The 16,822-nt window shown below is 67.5% G+C and carries 16 protein-coding genes and 1 pseudogene; 13 read left to right on the top strand and 4 right to left on the bottom strand.

Features of this window, described 5'->3' with window-relative positions:
• Window positions 1-3: 3 nt before the first annotated feature.
• A pseudogene (alaS, locus tag ACM608_RS08365) lies at window positions 4-2,665 on the bottom strand (alanine--tRNA ligase).
• A 99-nt stretch (window positions 2,666-2,764) separates the two neighbouring features.
• On the opposite strand from alaS, the gene ACM608_RS08360 reads away from it, so the two are divergent.
• The 8 genes from ACM608_RS08360 to ACM608_RS08325 all read left to right on the top strand — a co-directional run bounded on the left by ACM608_RS08360 (window position 2,765) and on the right by ACM608_RS08325 (window position 9,471).
• Window positions 2,765-3,094: a hypothetical protein gene (locus ACM608_RS08360; protein ID WP_419682765.1), complete on the top strand. Its 330-nt coding sequence runs from the start codon at window positions 2,765-2,767 to the stop codon at window positions 3,092-3,094.
• Window positions 3,091-3,765, top strand: a complete 675-nt coding sequence (gene pyrF, locus ACM608_RS08355; protein ID WP_419685141.1) for an orotidine-5'-phosphate decarboxylase — start codon at window positions 3,091-3,093, stop codon at window positions 3,763-3,765. Before ACM608_RS08360 ends, pyrF begins: the two co-directional genes overlap by 4 nt.
• 4 nt (window positions 3,766-3,769) lie before the next feature.
• Entirely contained in the window at window positions 3,770-4,405 is a 636-nt protein-coding gene (locus ACM608_RS08350) for a phosphoribosylanthranilate isomerase (RefSeq protein WP_419682764.1), read from the top strand.
• A gap of 182 nt (window positions 4,406-4,587) precedes the next feature.
• Complete coding sequence (trpB, locus tag ACM608_RS08345; RefSeq protein WP_419682763.1) at window positions 4,588-5,820, top strand: tryptophan synthase subunit beta; 1,233 nt, start codon at window positions 4,588-4,590, stop codon at window positions 5,818-5,820.
• Entirely contained in the window at window positions 5,817-6,629 is an 813-nt protein-coding gene (gene trpA, locus ACM608_RS08340) for a tryptophan synthase subunit alpha (RefSeq protein ID WP_419682762.1), read from the top strand. The genes trpB and trpA overlap by 4 nt, the downstream gene beginning before the upstream one ends.
• A complete protein-coding gene (gene accD, locus ACM608_RS08335) occupies window positions 6,626-7,477 on the top strand; it encodes an acetyl-CoA carboxylase, carboxyltransferase subunit beta (protein WP_419682761.1) in 852 nt (283 codons plus the stop codon). Before trpA ends, accD begins: the two co-directional genes overlap by 4 nt.
• Window positions 7,478-7,603: 126 nt before the next feature.
• A complete protein-coding gene (locus ACM608_RS08330) occupies window positions 7,604-8,932 on the top strand; it encodes a bifunctional folylpolyglutamate synthase/dihydrofolate synthase (protein WP_419682760.1) in 1,329 nt (442 codons plus the stop codon).
• Between the two features lie 107 nt (window positions 8,933-9,039).
• Window positions 9,040-9,471 carry a DUF6628 family protein gene (locus ACM608_RS08325; RefSeq protein ID WP_419682759.1) on the top strand — a complete coding sequence of 144 codons (432 nt, stop codon included), beginning with the start codon at window positions 9,040-9,042 and terminating at the stop codon, window positions 9,469-9,471.
• Here ACM608_RS08325 and ACM608_RS08320 read toward each other — a convergent pair.
• On the bottom strand, window positions 9,468-10,787 hold the full coding sequence (locus tag ACM608_RS08320) for an AmpG family muropeptide MFS transporter (protein WP_419682758.1): 1,320 nt from the start codon (window positions 10,785-10,787) through the stop codon (window positions 9,468-9,470). The genes ACM608_RS08325 and ACM608_RS08320 overlap by 4 nt on opposite strands.
• A gap of 222 nt (window positions 10,788-11,009) precedes the next feature.
• On the opposite strand from ACM608_RS08320, the gene ACM608_RS08315 reads away from it, so the two are divergent.
• From ACM608_RS08315 to ACM608_RS08305, 3 genes are read left to right on the top strand one after another with little or no spacing between them, the layout of a single operon-like run.
• Window positions 11,010-12,008: a sterol desaturase family protein gene (locus ACM608_RS08315; RefSeq protein ID WP_419682757.1), complete on the top strand. Its 999-nt coding sequence runs from the start codon at window positions 11,010-11,012 to the stop codon at window positions 12,006-12,008.
• A 58-nt stretch (window positions 12,009-12,066) separates the two neighbouring features.
• Window positions 12,067-12,738 (top strand): hypothetical protein, encoded by a 672-nt coding sequence (locus ACM608_RS08310; protein WP_419682756.1) that lies wholly within the window; start codon window positions 12,067-12,069, stop codon window positions 12,736-12,738.
• A 53-nt stretch (window positions 12,739-12,791) separates the two neighbouring features.
• Window positions 12,792-13,187: a hypothetical protein gene (locus ACM608_RS08305; RefSeq protein WP_419682755.1), complete on the top strand. Its 396-nt coding sequence runs from the start codon at window positions 12,792-12,794 to the stop codon at window positions 13,185-13,187.
• Window positions 13,188-13,204: 17 nt separating this feature from the next.
• Here the strand turns inward: ACM608_RS08305 and ACM608_RS08300 are convergent, their stop codons facing one another.
• Together ACM608_RS08300 and ACM608_RS08295 are read right to left on the bottom strand one after the other, a co-directional pair.
• Window positions 13,205-13,660, bottom strand: a complete 456-nt coding sequence (locus tag ACM608_RS08300) for a hypothetical protein (protein ID WP_419682754.1) — start codon at window positions 13,658-13,660, stop codon at window positions 13,205-13,207.
• Window positions 13,661-13,769: 109 nt separating this feature from the next.
• On the bottom strand, window positions 13,770-14,198 hold the full coding sequence (locus ACM608_RS08295; protein WP_419682753.1) for a response regulator: 429 nt from the start codon (window positions 14,196-14,198) through the stop codon (window positions 13,770-13,772).
• Between the two features lie 75 nt (window positions 14,199-14,273).
• Between ACM608_RS08295 and ACM608_RS08290 the strand changes: the two genes are divergently transcribed.
• Window positions 14,274-15,587, top strand: a complete 1,314-nt coding sequence (locus ACM608_RS08290) for a dicarboxylate/amino acid:cation symporter (RefSeq protein WP_419682752.1) — start codon at window positions 14,274-14,276, stop codon at window positions 15,585-15,587.
• An 89-nt stretch (window positions 15,588-15,676) separates the two neighbouring features.
• Window positions 15,677-16,813, top strand: a complete 1,137-nt coding sequence (locus ACM608_RS08285; protein WP_419682751.1) for an alpha/beta hydrolase-fold protein — start codon at window positions 15,677-15,679, stop codon at window positions 16,811-16,813.
• Window positions 16,814-16,822 lie beyond the last annotated feature (9 nt).

Raw genomic sequence — 16,822 nt, 5'->3', positions numbered from 1 at the left:
AGGTCAGGCCGCCTGAGCCAGAGACGCCAGTGCCTGCCTTACCGCATCGACCGCGTCGCCGGCCTTGGCCCCGTCCGGCCCACCGCCCTGCGCCATGTCGGGGCGGCCCCCGCCGCCCTGCCCGCCGAGGGCCGCGACCGCCGGCTTGACCAGATCGACCGCGCTGACACCCGGCAGCAGGTCGTCGGTTACGCCGACGGCCACCGAGGCACGGCCCTCGTTGACCGCGACCAGCACGGCGACGCCCGATCCGACGCGCTTCTTGGCGTCGTCAACAAGGCCGCGCAAACCCTTGGGATCGAGGCCTTCGATGACCTGACCGATGAACCCGCGCCCGCCGACCTGCTCCGGCCCCGCCGCCTCGGTCTTGCCTCCGCCGCCCAGCGCCAGCGCCTTCTTCGCCTCGGCCAGTTCCCGCTCCAACCGGCGACGTTCTTCCAGCAGGCTGACGACGCGCGTCGGCACATCCTCGGGCTGGGCCTTCAGCGCGGCAGCGGCTTCCTTCAGCCGCTCCTCGCGCGCCGTCAGCCACTGCCGCGCCGCCTCGCCGGTCAACGCCTCGATGCGCCGCACGCCGGAGGAGACCGCGCTTTCGGAGATGATCTTGAACAGGGCGATGTCGCCGAGCGCCGAGACATGCGTGCCACCGCAAAGCTCGACCGAGTAGCTGCCGTCCGTCAGCTTGCCCATCGAACAGCACGCGCACCTCGTCGCCGTATTTCTCACCGAACAGCGCCATTGCGCCCGCCGCGATCGCCTCGTCCGGGGTCATCAGGCGGGTGGCGACGTCGTCGTTCTCGCGGATATGCTGGTTTACCTCGGCCTCGACCGCCGCGATCTCCTCCGGCGTCATCGCCTTCGGGTGCGAGAAGTCGAAGCGCAGCCGCTCCGCCGCGACGAGGCTGCCCTTCTGCGAGACATGACCGCCCAGATGGCGGCGCAATGCGGCGTGCAGCAGGTGCGTCGCGGAATGGTTGGCGCGCAGCTGGCTGCGGCGCACCGCGTCGATGGAGAGCGCGACGCTGCTGTCGACCGTGATCGTCCCCGCCTCTACCGTCCCGTGATGCGCGATGATGCGCCCGAGCGGCTTCGACGTATCGTCAACGACGATCCGCAAGCCTTTGTCGTTGCTGATGATCCCGGCGTCCCCCGCCTGGCCGCCGCTCTCGCCGTAGAAGGGCGTCTGGTTGGTGACGACGATCACCGTATCGCCTGCCGAGGCGCTGTCCACGCGCACCCCGTCCTTCACGAGCGCGAGCACCTGCCCCTCGCCTTCGCTGGCGACATAGCCGGTGAACTCGGTCGCGCCGAACTGCTCGTCGATGTCGAACCAGACCTCTTCCGACGCCTTCTGGCCCGATCCCTTCCACGCGGCGCGCGCCGCCGCTTTCTGCTCCGCCATCGCCGCGTCGAAGCCGGCCCGATCGACGCTCATGCCCATCGGACGCAGCGCGTCTTCGGTCAGATCATAGGGGAAGCCGTAGGTGTCGTAGAGCTTGAACGCGGTCTGGCCGGGCAGGACGTCGCCCTCCACCATGCTCGCCGTTGCCTCGTCGAGAAGGCCGAGGCCCTTGTCGAGCGTCTGGCGGAAGCGGGTTTCTTCCAGCTTCAGCGTCTCTTCGATAAGCGGCTGCGCCCGGACCAGCTCCGGATAGGCGGCGCCCATCTCCGCCACCAAAGCCGGCACCAGCCGATGCATCAACGGCTCGGACGCGCCGATCAGGCGGGCATGACGCATCGCGCGGCGCATGATCCGCCGCAGCACATAGCCGCGCCCCTCGGCTGCCGGCAGCACGCCATCCGCCACCAGGAACCCTGCCGAACGGAGATGGTCCGCGATCACCCGGTGGCTGGCCTTGAACTCGCCATCCGTCGCCGTCTTGGTGAGTTCGCCAGAAGCGGCGATCAGTGCCTTGAAGGTGTCCGTATCGTAATTGTCGTGAACCCCCTGCAGGACGGCGGCGACACGCTCAAGCCCCATGCCGGTGTCGATCGAAGGCTTCGGCAGGTCGCCGATGATCTGGTCCGCCTCCTGCACATACTGCATGAAGACGAGGTTCCAGATCTCGGTGAATCGATCGCCATCTTCTTCGGCCGAGCCCGGCGGGCCACCCCAGATATGGTCGCCATGATCGTAGAAGATCTCGGAACAGGGCCCGCACGGCCCGTCCGATCCCATCGCCCAGAAATTGTCCTTGGTCGGGATGCGGATGATCCGGCTTTCGGGCAGGCCCGCAATCTTCTTCCAGAGATCGAACGCCTCGTCGTCTGTGTGGTAGACCGTGGCGGTCAGCCGATCGGGCGAAATGCCCCATTCCCTGGTAATCAGGTTCCAGGCGAGGCTGATCGCCCGTTCCTTGAAATAATCGCCGAACGAGAAGTTGCCGAGCATCTCGAAGAAAGTGTGGTGCCGCGCGGTATAACCCACATTGTCGAGGTCGTTGTGCTTGCCGCCGGCACGCACGCACTTCTGGCTCGACACCGCCCGCTGGTACGGCCGCGTCTCCAGCCCGGTGAACACGTTCTTGAAAGGCACCATGCCGGCGTTCACGAACATCAGCGTCGGATCGTTGAACGGCACCAGCGGCGCCGACTGCACGATCTGGTGCCCCTCGCCTCCGAAATAGTCGAGGAAAGAGCGGCGGATGTCGTTCGTCGAGGTCATGGCGCTGATCTAGGGGATGGCCGCGCCCTTGGGAAGCACTTGGCCGCCGCCGCCTTCGCCGGGGTTCACCCGCCCGCTTTTCTCCTCTAGCGTGCGGGGATGCAATTCCTGCGCACCTTGTTCTGGATGGTGGTGGCGGTCGTCCTCGCCGCCTTTGCCTATCGCAATTGGGAAGGGGTGCCGGTCCACCTCTGGGGCACCCTCGATCTGGTCGTGAAGCTGCCGGTGCTCCTCCTCGCCGTCTTCCTCTTGGGCCTCATCCCCGGCCTGATCCTCCACCGCGCCACGCTCTGGCGGCTGCGGCGGCGGGTGGAGGCAGAACGCGCGCTTGCCGAACAGGGAACGCCGCCGCTCGTCGATCCGCATGGTCCCACTGACCCGGTCGTCGGCGCGCCGATCCCCGCCCCTGCCCCGCCGCTGGTTCCCTGATGCGCCCGATCTTCGTCGCGCTCGACACGACCGATCTTGGCCGGGCCAAGGCGCTGGCGACGCGCATCCGCAACCATGTCGGCGGGCTGAAGCTCGGCCTCGAATTCTTCATGGCGCACGGCCAGCACGGCGTTCACGAGATGGCGGCGATCGGCCTGCCGATCTTCCTCGATCTCAAGTTCCACGACATCCCCAACACCGTCGCCAAGGCGGTGCAGGCGCTTCACGGCCTCGAACCCGCCGTGCTGACGGTCCACGCCGGCGGCGGCCGAGCGATGATGGAGGACGCGAAGGCTGCGGCTTCTCCCAAGACCAAGGTGGTCGCGGTCACCATGCTGACCAGCCTCGACACCCAGGACCTGCGCGACACCGGAGTTTCCGGCGACCCGCACGACCATGTCCTGCGGCTGACCGAACTTGCGCATCAGGCCGGCATCGACGGCATCGTCTGTTCCGGCAACGAAGTGGCGGCGGCGAAGAAGGCCTGGCCTGGGGGGTTCTTCGTCGTCCCCGGGGTCCGGCCGCCGGGCAGCAGCATCGGCGACCAGAAGCGGGTGATGACGCCTCGCGCCGCGCTCGACGCCGGCGCCTCGATCCTCGTCATTGGCCGGCCGATCACCGCCGCCGAAGACCCCGACGCCGCCGCGCGCGCGATCGAAGCGACGCTCTGAACCCGTGGCTCGTGTTCAGGCCAAGATCTGTGGGGTCTCCACCCCTGAGGCGATCGACACGGCTGTGGCGGGCGGGGCCAGCCATGTCGGTTTCGTCTTTTTCCCGAAGAGCCCGCGCAATCTCGATCCCGATCGACTTGCCGCCCTTGCCGCGCGCCTTCCCGATCGCGTGAAAGCCGTAGGCGTGTTCGTGAACCCGGACGATGCCCTTCTCGCGCGCACGGTGCCGCATCTCTCGGCCATCCAGTTGCACGGCAGCGAAGCACCGGAACGTGCTGCGGCGATCAGGGCGCGCTTCGACCGCGAGGTCTGGAAGGCGGTATCCGTCCGCACCCGCGCCGATCTCGACGCCGCCCGTGCCTTCACCGGCGCCGCCGATCGTATCGTCTACGACGCGAGGACTCCGGAGGGCACGCTCCCCGGCGGCATGGGCCTCCGCTTCGATTGGCGCCTTCTGGAAGGCTTCGCGCACCCTCTCCCTTGGGCGCTCTCCGGCGGGCTGGATGCGGACAATGTGGTAGAGGCGGTGGGGATCACCGGCGCGCGGCTGGTCGACGTCTCCTCAGGCGTCGAAGGTGCGCCGGGGGTGAAGGACGTGACAAAGATTACCGCGTTTCTGAAAGCCATTTCGATCCTCTAACCCCCTCCCCATCGAAGATGGGGAGGGGGACCGTTTGCAAAGCAAATGGTGGAGGGGTGCTGCGTACCGGGTGGGGAGCACCCCTCCACCATGCTGCGCATGGTCCGCCTCCCCACGCTCCGCGCAGGGGGGATGATGCCAATCTCGACACCTCGCCATCATCGGCCTAAACGCCCACGCACATGACCATCGCCAACACCCTGCGCGCGCAGCCCGACGAACGCGGGCATTTCGGCCAGTTCGGCGGCCGCTACGTCGCCGAGACGCTGATGCCGCTGATCCTCGACCTGGAGCGCGAATATCGCGCGGCCAAGGCGGACCCGGCCTTCGGGGAAGAGCTGAACGGCCTGATGACGCACTATGTCGGCCGCCCCAGCCCCCTCTATTATGCCGAGCGCCTGACCGCAGCCATCCGCGAGAGCGCCGCCCCCGGCATGGGCGCCAAGGTCTATTTGAAGCGCGAGGAACTGAACCACACCGGCGCGCACAAGATCAACAACTGCATCGGCCAGATCCTGCTCGCCATCCGCATGGGCAAGAAGCGGATCATCGCAGAGACGGGCGCGGGCCAGCATGGCGTCGCGACCGCAACCGTCGCCGCGCGCTTCGGCCTGCCCTGCACCATCTTCATGGGCGCCAAGGATGTCGAGCGACAGCAGCCGAATGTCTTCCGCATGCGCCTGCTGGGGGCCGAGGTGCGCGCCGTGGAGAGCGGATCGCGGACCCTGAAGGACGCCATGAACGAGGCGCTGCGCGATTGGGTCGCGAACGTCCATGACACCTTCTACATCATCGGCACCGCCGCCGGCCCCCATCCCTATCCGGAGCTGGTCCGCGATTTCCAGTCGGTGATCGGCCATGAGAGCCGCCAGCAGATGATCGAGGCCGAGGGACGGCTTCCCGACCTGCTCGTCGCCTGCGTCGGCGGCGGATCGAACGCGATCGGCCTGTTCCATCCCTTCCTCGACGATCCCGAGGTGGAGATGCTCGCGATCGAAGCGGCGGGCGAGGGCCTCGACACCGACAAGCACGCCGCCAGCCTGGCCGGCGGCACCCCCGGCGTCCTTCACGGGAACAAGACCTTCCTCCTCCAGGATGAGGACGGCCAGATCACCGAGGCGCATTCGATCTCCGCTGGCCTCGACTACCCCGGCATCGGGCCGGAGCATAGCTGGCTCTACGACATCGGCCGCGTGAAGTACGAGGGCGTCACCGACAAGGAGGCGCTCGACGCCTTCCAGCTCCTCTGCCGCACCGAGGGGATCATCCCCGCCCTCGAAAGCAGCCACGCCATCGCCGCCGTGCCCGCCAAGGCCCGCGAGATGCGCGACGACCAGATCATCCTCGTCAACCTCTCCGGTCGCGGCGACAAGGACATCTTCACCGTCGCGGACAGCCTGGGGGTGAAGCTGTGACCGACCGTGTATCCTCCACCTTCGCGCGCTGCCGGGCGGAAGGCCGTGCCGCGCTCGTCACCTTCGTGACAGCGGGTGACCCCTCCCCCGCCGACACCGACGCCATCCTTGACGCGCTCGTCGCAGGGGGTGCCGACATCATCGAGTTGGGCATGCCCTTCACCGATCCGATGGCGGACGGCGTCGCGATCCAGCTGGCGAACCTGCGCTCGGCGGCGGCGGGAACGACGACGGCCGACATCCTTGCCATCGCCGCCCGCTTCCGCACGCGCCATGCGGAGACACCGCTGATCCTGATGGGATACGCCAACCCGATGATCAGGCGGGGCTCCGACTGGTTCGCGGATGCCGCCGCTCATGCGGGCGTGGACGGCGTGATCTGCGTCGACATCCCACCGGAGGAGGACGTGGAACTCGGCCCCGCGCTCCGCGACGCCGGCCTGCACCTCATCCGCCTCGCCACCCCCACCACCGATGCGGCGCGCCTGCCGGCCGTCCTCGATGGCGCGTCCGGCTTCCTCTACTATGTGTCGGTCGCCGGCGTGACAGGACAGCAGCAGGCGGCGCAGACCTCGATCGAAGACGCGGTCGCCCGTCTGAAGGCCGCGACCGACCTGCCCATCGCCGTCGGCTTTGGCGTGCGCGGGCCGGATCAGGCGCGTGCTATCGGTCGTGTGGCGGATGGCGTGGTCGTCGGCTCGGCGATCGTCGACATCATCGGTCAGCATGGCAGCGCCGCCGCCGAGCCGGTCCGCGCACTCGTCGCCGGCCTGCGCGCCGCGCTCGAACCCCAGAAGGAGGCCGCATGAGCTGGCTCACCCGCGTCCGCCAGTCGATCCCGTTCATCGCCAAGCGGGATACGCCGGAGAACCTCTGGCACAAATGCTCCGCCTGCGGGCAGATGATCTTCGTCAAGGAGCATGAGGAGAACCAGTACGTCTGCCCGCGCTGCGATCATCACGATCGTGTGGGGCCGAAGGTGCGGTTCGAGAACCTGTTCGATCCGGGCAGCTGGACGGTCCTCCCCTCGCCCGAGGTTGCCGAGGATCCGCTGAAGTTCCGCGATACCAAGCGCTATCCCGATCGCATCAAGGCCGCCCGCGCGGCGACCGGCGAGACCGATGCGCTCCAGAACGCCGAGGGTACAATCGACGGCCAGCGCGCCGTCGTCGGCGTGCAGGACTTCGCCTTCATGGGCGGATCCATGGGCCAGGCGGTGGGTGCCGCCTTCCTGGCCGGGATCCGTGCGGCGATCGCGGCCCGCTGCCCCTACATCATCTTCACAGCGGCGGGCGGCGCCCGGATGCAGGAGGGCATCCTCTCCCTCATGCAGATGCCGAAGACCACGGTCGCCATCGCCGAGCTGCACGAGGCGGGGCTGCCCTATATCGTGGTGATGACCGATCCCACCACGGGCGGAGTCACTGCCAGCTATGCGATGCTGGGCGATGTCCAGCTCGCCGAACCCAACGCGCTCATCGGCTTCGCCGGTCAGCGGGTGATCGAGAGCACAATCAGGGAGAAGCTGCCTGAGGGGTTCCAGCGCGCGGAGTACCTCCTCGACCACGGCATGCTCGACATGGTCGTCCACCGCCACCAGCTGCGCGAGCGGCTGGCGAGCCTCATCGGCTACCTCGCTCCAGCGGCGGTGAACTAAGACATGGCAACGATCACCCGTTCGTCCTGAGCGTAGTCGAAGGACGGGTAAGGTAAACCGACCCTCGACCCGTATTCGACTTCGCTCAGCACGAACGAAGCTTTTTGCTGTAAAGGCGGCGCTGGAATGCCTGACTTCGCCACCTCCGCCTCTCCCGCCGTTCAGACCCAGCTGAACCGCCTCTGGTCGCTCTCTCCCGGCGCGGACATACTCGGACTCGATCGCATCACCGCGCTGCTCGACCGGATCGGCAATCCGCATCTCCGTCTGCCGCCCGCCTTTCATGTCGCCGGGACCAACGGAAAAGGTTCGACCTGCGCCTACTTGCGTGCCGCCTTGCAGGCATCGGGCAAGGTCGCGCATGTCTACACCAGCCCGCACCTCGTCCGCTTCAACGAGCGGATCCGTCTCGCCGACCGGCTGATCGAGGACGATCACCTCGCCCAGTTGCTGGAGGAGGTGCTGAACCACGCCGCCGATCTCCACGCCAGCTTCTTCGAGGTGACGACGGCCGCCGCCTTCCTCGCTTTCAGCCGCACGCCGGCCGACGCCTGCGTGATCGAAGTCGGCCTCGGCGGACGCCTCGACGCCACCAACGTCATGCTCCGGCCGGCCGTTACCGGCATCGTCCAGCTCGGCCTCGATCATCAGGGGTTCCTGGGCGACCGGATCGAGGACATCGCGGCAGAAAAGGCGGGGATCGCGCGCGCGGATGTGCCGCTGGTGACCATGCAGTACCCCGCCGCCATCGCGCAACGTGTGGGCGAGGTCGCCGCCGCGCGCGGGGCGGACTGGCTACCGAAGGGCGGCAAGTGGGACGCCGTCGTCTATCGCGACCGGCTCCATTACCGGGACGGGGCGGGTCGGGTCGATGTTCCCCTCCCCCGTCTGCCCGGCGCGCATCAGGCGATGAACGCCGGCCTTGCGATCGCCATGCTGCGACACCAGTCGCTGGTGGAGATCCCCGCCTCCGCTTATCGGGCCGCAATGGGCTGGGCGGACTGGCCTGCGCGGCTGCAGCAGCTTCGCAATGGGCCCCTGGTCGATCTGCTGCCCAAAGGCGCCGAACTCTGGCTGGACGGTGGGCATAATCCGGCGGCGGGCCGGGCGGTGGCGGATCATTTCCGCTCGCATGTGCCCGCCGAGCGGCCGTTCCACATCATCCTGGGAATGCTGGCGAACAAGGATCCGGCGGGCCTTCTCCGCCCCTTCGCCGGACGCGCGGCGACCATCCATGGCGTGCCGGTGCCCGGCCATGATCATCACAGCCCCGCCACGCTCGCCGCCCAGGCCCGCGCGCTCGGCCTCCCCGCCCTCGCCGCCGCCGATCCGCGCGCCGCGCTCGGCTGGATCGCCCGTCATGCCGACCGCGCCCGCCCGCCGATCGTCCTCATCCTCGGCTCGCTCTACCTCGCCGGCCGGGTTCTGGAGGAAAACGGCCCGCTCCCGGATTGAAGCGCAGTCCTCCCCCTGGCGGGGGAGGATAGATCGTCACATTATTGCGATTGACTTGCAATATCGGACATGGTGACTTCCGCTCCACAAGGATGCCGGAGAGTCGCATGACCGAACACACCGCCGAAGCCCTCCTCCCCCGTACCGCCGCGCCGATGGGCCGGGCGGATGCGGTGCTGCTCTTCGCGATCCGCCGCATGGCGCTGGAGGGGCTGAACGACGCCCATGCGTCCAACGCGCTCATCGGCCTGTTCGGGATGAGCTATCGCCGGCCGCAGATACTGCTGCGCGCACTGATGACCGAACTCGCCCGCGCCTCCGCGCAGACCATCCACGTCGCGCCGTGCTGCTGCATGCGGATGACCGAGGCGGAGGCGAAGCTGATGCGCATCATCGCGATCTCGCCCGCAGACGTGCGCGCCGCGCATACCGAGATGGCAAGCGTGCTCGGCACGTTCGACTGCCTAGGCGCCGTCACCAGCGCGCAGGCTTTGGGTCAGGCCTATACCGATCTCGGCAAGCCGCTGACCCGCACCTAAGCCTCGACCTCCCCCGCCGTCCCCATCGCCTGGTCGACGAGGCCGGTGCGCATCATCCACCAGAAGATCGCGATGCCCGGCAACGCGATCACGGTGGTGAGGAGGTAGAAGGAGACATAGCCGAACCCTTCGATAAGCCCCCCTGCGGTGGTGCCGGTCAGGAACCGTCCGACGATGCTCGCGGCGGCCGAGATCAGCGCATATTGAGAGGCGGTGAAGCGCAGGTCGGTCAGGGCGGCGAAATAGGCCGTCACCGTCACGCCGCCGATGCCGCTGGCGAAGTTCTCGAACCCGATCGAGCCCGCCATGCCGAGGTTCGAGTGCCCCGCCGCCGCCAGGCCCGCGAAGCTGAAGTTGGAGATGGCCATCAGGATGAGGCTGATCAGCACCGACCGCTTCATCCCTAGCCGGGCGTAGAGCACACCGCCGACGAACACACCGGCCAGCAGCGCCCAGAAGCCGACGCCCACATCGTACAGTGCCACCTCATCGTTGGTGAAACCGAGATCGTTGAACAGCAGGCGGAAGGTCAGGTTGGCGAGCGTGTCGCCGACCTTGTGGACGAGGATGAAGACCAGCACGAGCACCGCGCCGCGCCGCCGGAAGAACTCGACCAGCGGCCCCGTGATGGACGCGAGGACCGTCGCCAACGTCCGCCTACCGGCTGGCTCGCGATGCCGCGCAGGCTCGCCCATCACCAAGGCCGTCACCATCGCCGGCAGCGCGAAGCCCGCGCAGGCGAGGTAACCGACCGTCCAGCCGTACCGCCCGGACAAGACCAGCGCGAGCGTCGCCGCCGCCGCCGCGCCGATCCGCCAGCCATATTGCGTCATGCCCGATCCCGGCCCCAGCTGGCGCGGCTCGAGAAGTTCGATGCGATAGGCGTCGATGACGATGTCGTACGTGGCACCCGCCGCACCGACCAGCACCGCCGCCACCGCCGTCGCCTGCAGGCTTGCCGACGGGTCGACCAGCGCAAGGTTCGCGACGGCGGCGATCACCAGCAGGCCGACCACCAGCATCCACGACACACGCTGCCCCAGCCGTCCGATCACCGGCAGGCGCACCCCGTCGATCACCCAGGCCCAGAGGAACTTCAGGTTGTAGACGAGGAAGGCGAGCGTGAAGGCGGTCACCGCCTTCTTATCGATCCCATCCTGCGCCAGGCGCGTCGTCAGCGTCGCGCCGATCATCGCATATGGAAAGCCGGACGAGATGCCGAGGAACAGCGAGGCGAGCGGGGCCGGCTCGACATAGGGCCGGATCGCGGCGGCAAGCGATCGGGGGTGATCGGCGGAAGCGGGCGTGTCGGTCATGTTCCGTTTGTAGCGGCTTGGCCCGACTCGGAAAGGCCGCATTCGCCAACCCGCCCCTGCGAAGCTGGGTCATCCTGCTTCTGGCGCAACAAATCTGACATTTTCTGCCAAATCCCGGCCGGAATGCTGCACTTGCGTATAGACAGGCTGGGCGGAGTCGTATTACGATCTGCTCCATTGGTGTTACTGGAATGACAGAACCACTCAACGTCAGGGGGCGTTATGACCGGAGTTCGCGTCGGTAAGCGTGTCATCGGATCGCAGGCACCCGTAGCCGTCGGGTGGGAGAACGTGCCTCGCGTCGAGGGCGGTCCCATCAAGCGCTTCGTCTTCACCTGGTTTCAGCCGGCGACGTTCTTCGCACTGGTGCTGTTCTGGTACTACGCGCCGAACTCCATCGCGAAGGCGTCGACCGCGATCGGCATTGGCATCGGGTTCAAGCTGTTGCTGATGGCGCTCGAATGGGTGAACCCGCGCTTCGACAGCTGGCGGCTGACCTGGAAAGAGCTGGTCACCGACCTCTTCTATGTCGGGCTCGGCTATACGATCCTCCGCATGGCCGACAGCTATATCGGCGACGGTGTCATGATCGAGGGTGTCCAGCACCTCTTCAGTTGGGAGAAGTTCGGCTGGTTCCTGGCCCTCCCCCTGCTGCTCCAGGCCTTCCTGATCTCGTTCATCTTCGACTTCGGCCAGTATTGGATGCACCGCGGCATGCACAACTGGCACCCCCTGTGGCTGACCCATGCGCCGCACCACTACATAACCCAGCTGAACGTCAACAAGGGCGCGGTCGGTAATCCGATCGAGCTGTTCCTGATCGGGCTCGGCATCGGCGGCTTCTTCGACTTCCTGCCCCGTGCCTTCCTGCTCGCCGGCACGCTCGGCCTTGCGGTCAGCATCTACCAGCACATCAACGTCCGCTTCAACACGCCGCGCTGGTGGCGCTTCCTCTTCAACACCACCGAACATCACAGCGTCCACCATTCGCAGGATTTCGAGGCGAGCCGCAGCAACTACTCCGGCACCTGGATCATCATCGACCGCATGTTCGGCACCTGCGTCGATGGCGAGGCGGAGCTGCTCGGCATGGAGGGCGGCCGCCGCATGACCATTCGCGAGACGATGGTCTATCCGTTCACCGAGGGTTGGAAGTCGCTGAAGGAGCGGCTCGCCCGCACCCGCCTCGGCGGCGATCCCGTCGCGGTTCCGGCGGAGTGACGGGGCCGCGTCGCCCCGCACCCACCCTCCCACTCCTTTGCACACCGGTGTTCCGGGCATGAGCCTCGCCGCTCGGCCCGCGCCGCCGCGCGCCTTCTTCTCCGGAGATCCCGTGAACCTGCGCTTCATCGACTGGATCTGGCATGTCAGAGGCAACATGCCGCTAGCGCCCGATCAGTCGGGTGACGAAGCGCTCTCCCGGCTCGAACCGCTGTTCCGGGAAAGGGGCACCAGCCATGAGCGCGCCGGCGACACGCTCACCTTCCGCAAGGACAATCAGGCCCCGCAGGACCGAATGTCGGTCTTCGACGGCGGCACCCTGCGCGTCGAGCCGGGCGCGACGGGCACAGTCCTGCGCTACGATCTCTTCAGCCGCATGTTGCTGTTCTGCTTTCTCGCGCCCTTCATGTTCCTCGCCTTCGCGCAGTTCGCGACCGTCCTGAACAAGCTCGACAAGCCGGCTGCCGAGGCCGCGAAGTCGAAGACGGAAAAGGACAAGAAGGACGTCGTCCTGCCGCAGAGCCCGATCGACAAGTTCCTCGGCGCTCCCGCCCCCGAGAAACCCGACAAGGACAAGAAGAAAAAGAAGGACGAGGAGAAGAAGGAGAAGCACGCGACCACCCCGGCCTATGTCTTCGCCGCGATCTTCGCCTCGCTCTACCTGGTCGGCCGCATCCTCGAAGACTGGCTCGTGAGGCGATTGTTCCGAAGGAAGCTGCTGGAAGGCTGAACGGATCGGAGCAGGAAACCGGTTGGTTACCTTCGCCGGCTATCAGGGCGCGGATGGAAGCGAACAGCCACCCCGCCGACCTCGCTGCCGCTCATGCGGAACTGCGCCGGCTGATCGATGCGATCGAGGCGGAGACGGCCCGCCCCCTGCCCGACATCGCCGGATTGACCTCTGTCCGCATGAAGCTGACCCAGGCCAGCCGCCGCCGGACTGCGCTGGTAGACGAAATCGTCCGGCGCAATCGCGTCGCCGCTTCCGCGGAACAACGCGCTCACCTCGAAACGCTTTGGACTGATCTGCAACAGGCGCGGATGATCTCGGCCGGCCATATCGGCCGCTGGACGGTCCAGGCGATCAAGGCAGACTGGCCCGGCTACTGCGCCGCCTCCGCCGACCTCCGCATCCGGATGCGCGCCCAGATCGACCGCGAAGCCGCTCTCCTCGCCTGAGGCGGCGGCATTCACCCTTAAGGAACACTCGCCACGGCATCGGTCTGCGCCGGATAGATGCGCAAGACGGCTTCGATCAGGTCGGCGGCCACTGCCGGATCGCTCCCGTCCTTGGTGCCCGCGGCCCGCACCGCCACTGCTGTTCCGCGCCAGACAGGGTCCGCCCGGTCGCGTTCGCTGATCCGAAGTTCAAGCTGGGTCTGCTGCACGGGCACCAGCTTCCGCTTCGTCGAAGGCAGGGGAACAGTGATGTTCGCGCCCACGCCGACACCTCCCCCGCCGAAGCTGGACCGCTCGGCCGGGACCTTCACCGTCGTGGTGCCCGCCTGATCCCGGCTCAGCATGATCGTCGCGGTGTAGCGCGCGTGGCCGACCCCCTCCAGAACCGTGAAGCCGCGCGCGGCCAATGCCCCGCTCGCCGCCTCGCTGAACGCCGACCGCGTGGACAGGGGCAGCGGCTCGCCCGATGACACGTCGACGGATATGGTGCCAGATGCCGGCGGGCCCTCGGCGGCAAAAGCGTGTCCCGTAAACGCAAGCCCGACAAGAACCCACGCTGTGAGACGCTGCGGCTTCCTCATCTCAGAACAGCCGGAACCCGCCCGGCACCCGCTTCACTTTCTTGCCCTTCAGCTTCGCCCCCGCCGCGGCGATCGCGTCGGCCAGGTCGCGCTGCGCATAGGGCTTGGCGAGGCATCCGACCGCCAGCGCCCGCGCGTCGATCGGGCATTCGCCGGTGACGAAGATCACGGGCACGCCGGTCTTTCCGGCGGCGCGGGCGACTTCGATGCCGCTGCCAGCGTGAAGCCGCACGTCGGCGAGGACGAGGTCGATCGGGTCGCCCCCGCTTTGTGCGTGCAAAATGCGCAGCGCCTCCGCCTCGGTGTCCACCGTCGCGACCACCTCGTGCCCTTCGCCGGTGAGGAAATGCTCGTTGTCGAACGCAACGAGGGGTTCGTCCTCGACGATCAGGACGCGCTTCAGGATCGGGGCCGCCTTGCCGAACAGCATCTAGACAGCGCCTCCGCTTGACCCGGCCGTCACGATCGTGAACCTCCCAACCATCATTCCCTGCCGGAGCCCGACGTGGCGAAACGCCTGACCCTGTTCATCGCCGCCGCGCTCGTCGCCGGCATCGCCCTCGGCCTGGTGCTCAACTGGACCGTAGCCGATCCTGCCGCCCTCGCAACGATCGCGGATGGCTTTTCGATCCTGACCACGCTGTTCCTGAACCTGATCAAAATGATCATCGCGCCTTTGGTCTTCGCGACCTTGGTCTCGGGCATCGGGCATATGGGGGACACGGCGGCGCTCGGACGGATCGGCCTGCGCTCGCTCGGCTGGTTCGTAGCGGCGAGCGCGGTATCGCTGACCCTCGGCCTCATCATGGTCAATTTGCTTGAGCCGGGCGTCGGCCTGAACCTGCCGCTGCCAGACGCGACGGCGGCGAGCGGAGTCGATCGCGGCACGTTCAACCTCCACGACTTCATCGGCCATCTCGTGCCGAAGTCGTTCATCGAGGCGATGGCGAAGAACGAGATCCTGCAGATCGTCGTCTTCTCCTGCTTCTTCGGCGTGGCGCTGACCGCTGTCGGCGAGAAGGCGGCACCCGTGCTGCGCGGCACCGAGGCGCTGGCGCAGATCATGCTCCAGATCACCGACTACGTCATGCGCCTCGCGCCGATCGCGGTGTTCGCGGCGGTGACCAGCGCGGTAGCCGTCCAGGGTGCTGGCATCCTCGCCACCTTCGGCTATTTCCTCGGCGGCTTCTACGCGGCGATGGTGCTGCTCTGGTGCGTGCTGTTCGGCGCGGGCATCCTCATCGCCGGCAAACGCGGGCGCCTGCTCCCGGCCTATGTCCGCGCGCCGGCCATCCTCGCCTTTTCGACCGCCTCGTCGGAGGCGGCGTTCCCGCGCACGCTGGAGGCGCTCGACCGCGTCGGCGTGCCGCGTCGCATCGCCAGCTTCGTCCTGCCGCTCGGCTATTCGTTCAACCTCGACGGCTCGATGATGTACTGCACCTTCGCGACAGTGTTCATCGCGCAGGCCTATGGCATCGAACTGACCCTTCAGCAGGAGATCACCATGCTCCTGATCCTGATGGTGACGTCGAAGGGGATCGCGGGAGTTCCGCGCGCCAGCCTTGTCGTGATCGCGGCCACCCTCGCCTTCTTCGACATTCCGGAGGCGGGGCTGCTGCTGATTCTCGCGGTCGATCACTTCCTCGACATGGGCCGTTCGGCGACCAACGTCGTCGGCAATGCGGTGGCGAGCCTCGTGGTAGCGAAATGGGAGGGGGCGCTGGAGGTGCTGGAGCCGATCGAGGCCGAGCCACTCCCCGCCCCCTCGCACACGCCGGCAGCCGGCAAGGCGGGGCTGGAGATCGATCCCGGCGCATGACACGCGGTCGATCGCCATCCCGGCGGAGGCGGGGATCGTTCCGGACATGGTGGGCGCTCTGGTGTCGAGCGATCCCGGCCTTTGCCGGGATGACGGCGTCGTTTGTGGCGCTTCCCGCCGGTGCCGCCCCGACCGATCCCGCCGAGATCGAGCGGCGCCTCGCCACGGAGGGCGCGCCTCTCGTCGACATGCTGCCCAGCGGCGGGGCGGAAGTGACGTTCGTCTGGCGCGACGCGAAGGAAAAAGCCGTCTCGCTGCGCTGGCCCTCCTTCCTGCCGCAGGGCAGCAACGTGTTGGTGCCGATCCCCGGAAGCAACCTGCGCACGCGCACGGTAGTGGTGCCGGCGGGCACGCGCATGTCCTACCGCTTCCTCGTCGACCCGAAGAGCAGCGGCTGGACCGATACGGAGGCGGCGTCGCGCCGCGATCCGCTTAACCCGCATTTCTGGCTGCAAGGCGATTGGGAAGAGGCGTCCACCCTCGACCTTCCCGATGCACCGCCCCTTCCCTACCGCGATCCGCGCGCGGACGTGCCGCACGGCAAGGTCACCAGCGCCGTGCTTTCCAGCAAGGCGCTCGCCAGCGCGCGGACGGTCAGGCTCTACATGCCGCCGGGCAGCGCTCGACCTCGATGGCTGCTGATCGCTTTTGACGGGGAAGGCTATCTCACCCGCCACAAGCTCCCGGTCGTGCTCGACGCGATGATCGCCGACCGCGTGATCCCGCCGATCGCCGCCCTCTTCGTCAATAGTGCCGACCGCATGAAGGAACTGATGTGCCTGCCCGCAAACGCGGCGATGGTGGCGGACGAGCTGCTGCCCTGGGCGGCGAAGCATGGCGCCGACATTCCTCCGAAGCGTCGCATCCTCACCGGCGTCAGCCTCGGCGGGCTGGCTTCCGCCTGCGCCGTGCTCGACCGGCCGGAACGCTTCGGCGGGGTCATCGCGCAATCCGGCTCATTCTGGTGGAACGCGGGCGCGGGCACGAACGGCGTCTCCGCACGCATTGCCGACACGCCGAAGCAGGACGTCCGCTGGCACCTCTCGGCCGGCCAGATGGAAGGCGGTGCGCCGATCGGTATCCTCGAAAACAGCCGCATCCTGCGCGACGCCCTTGCCGCGAAAGGTTACCGCGTCAGCCTGAACGAACTCGCGGGTGGACATGACTGGTACAGCTGGAGCGCCGATTTCCCGGACGCGCTCAGGAGCATGATCGCCGCCGAGTAATCGGGCAGG

The organism is Sphingomonas sp. ID0503 (assembly GCF_048565625.1).
Taxonomy (GTDB): domain Bacteria; phylum Pseudomonadota; class Alphaproteobacteria; order Sphingomonadales; family Sphingomonadaceae; genus JBLZUR01.
The sequence above is the reverse complement of the archived record's forward strand: the minus strand, read 5'-3'. Positions and strand labels throughout refer to the sequence as shown.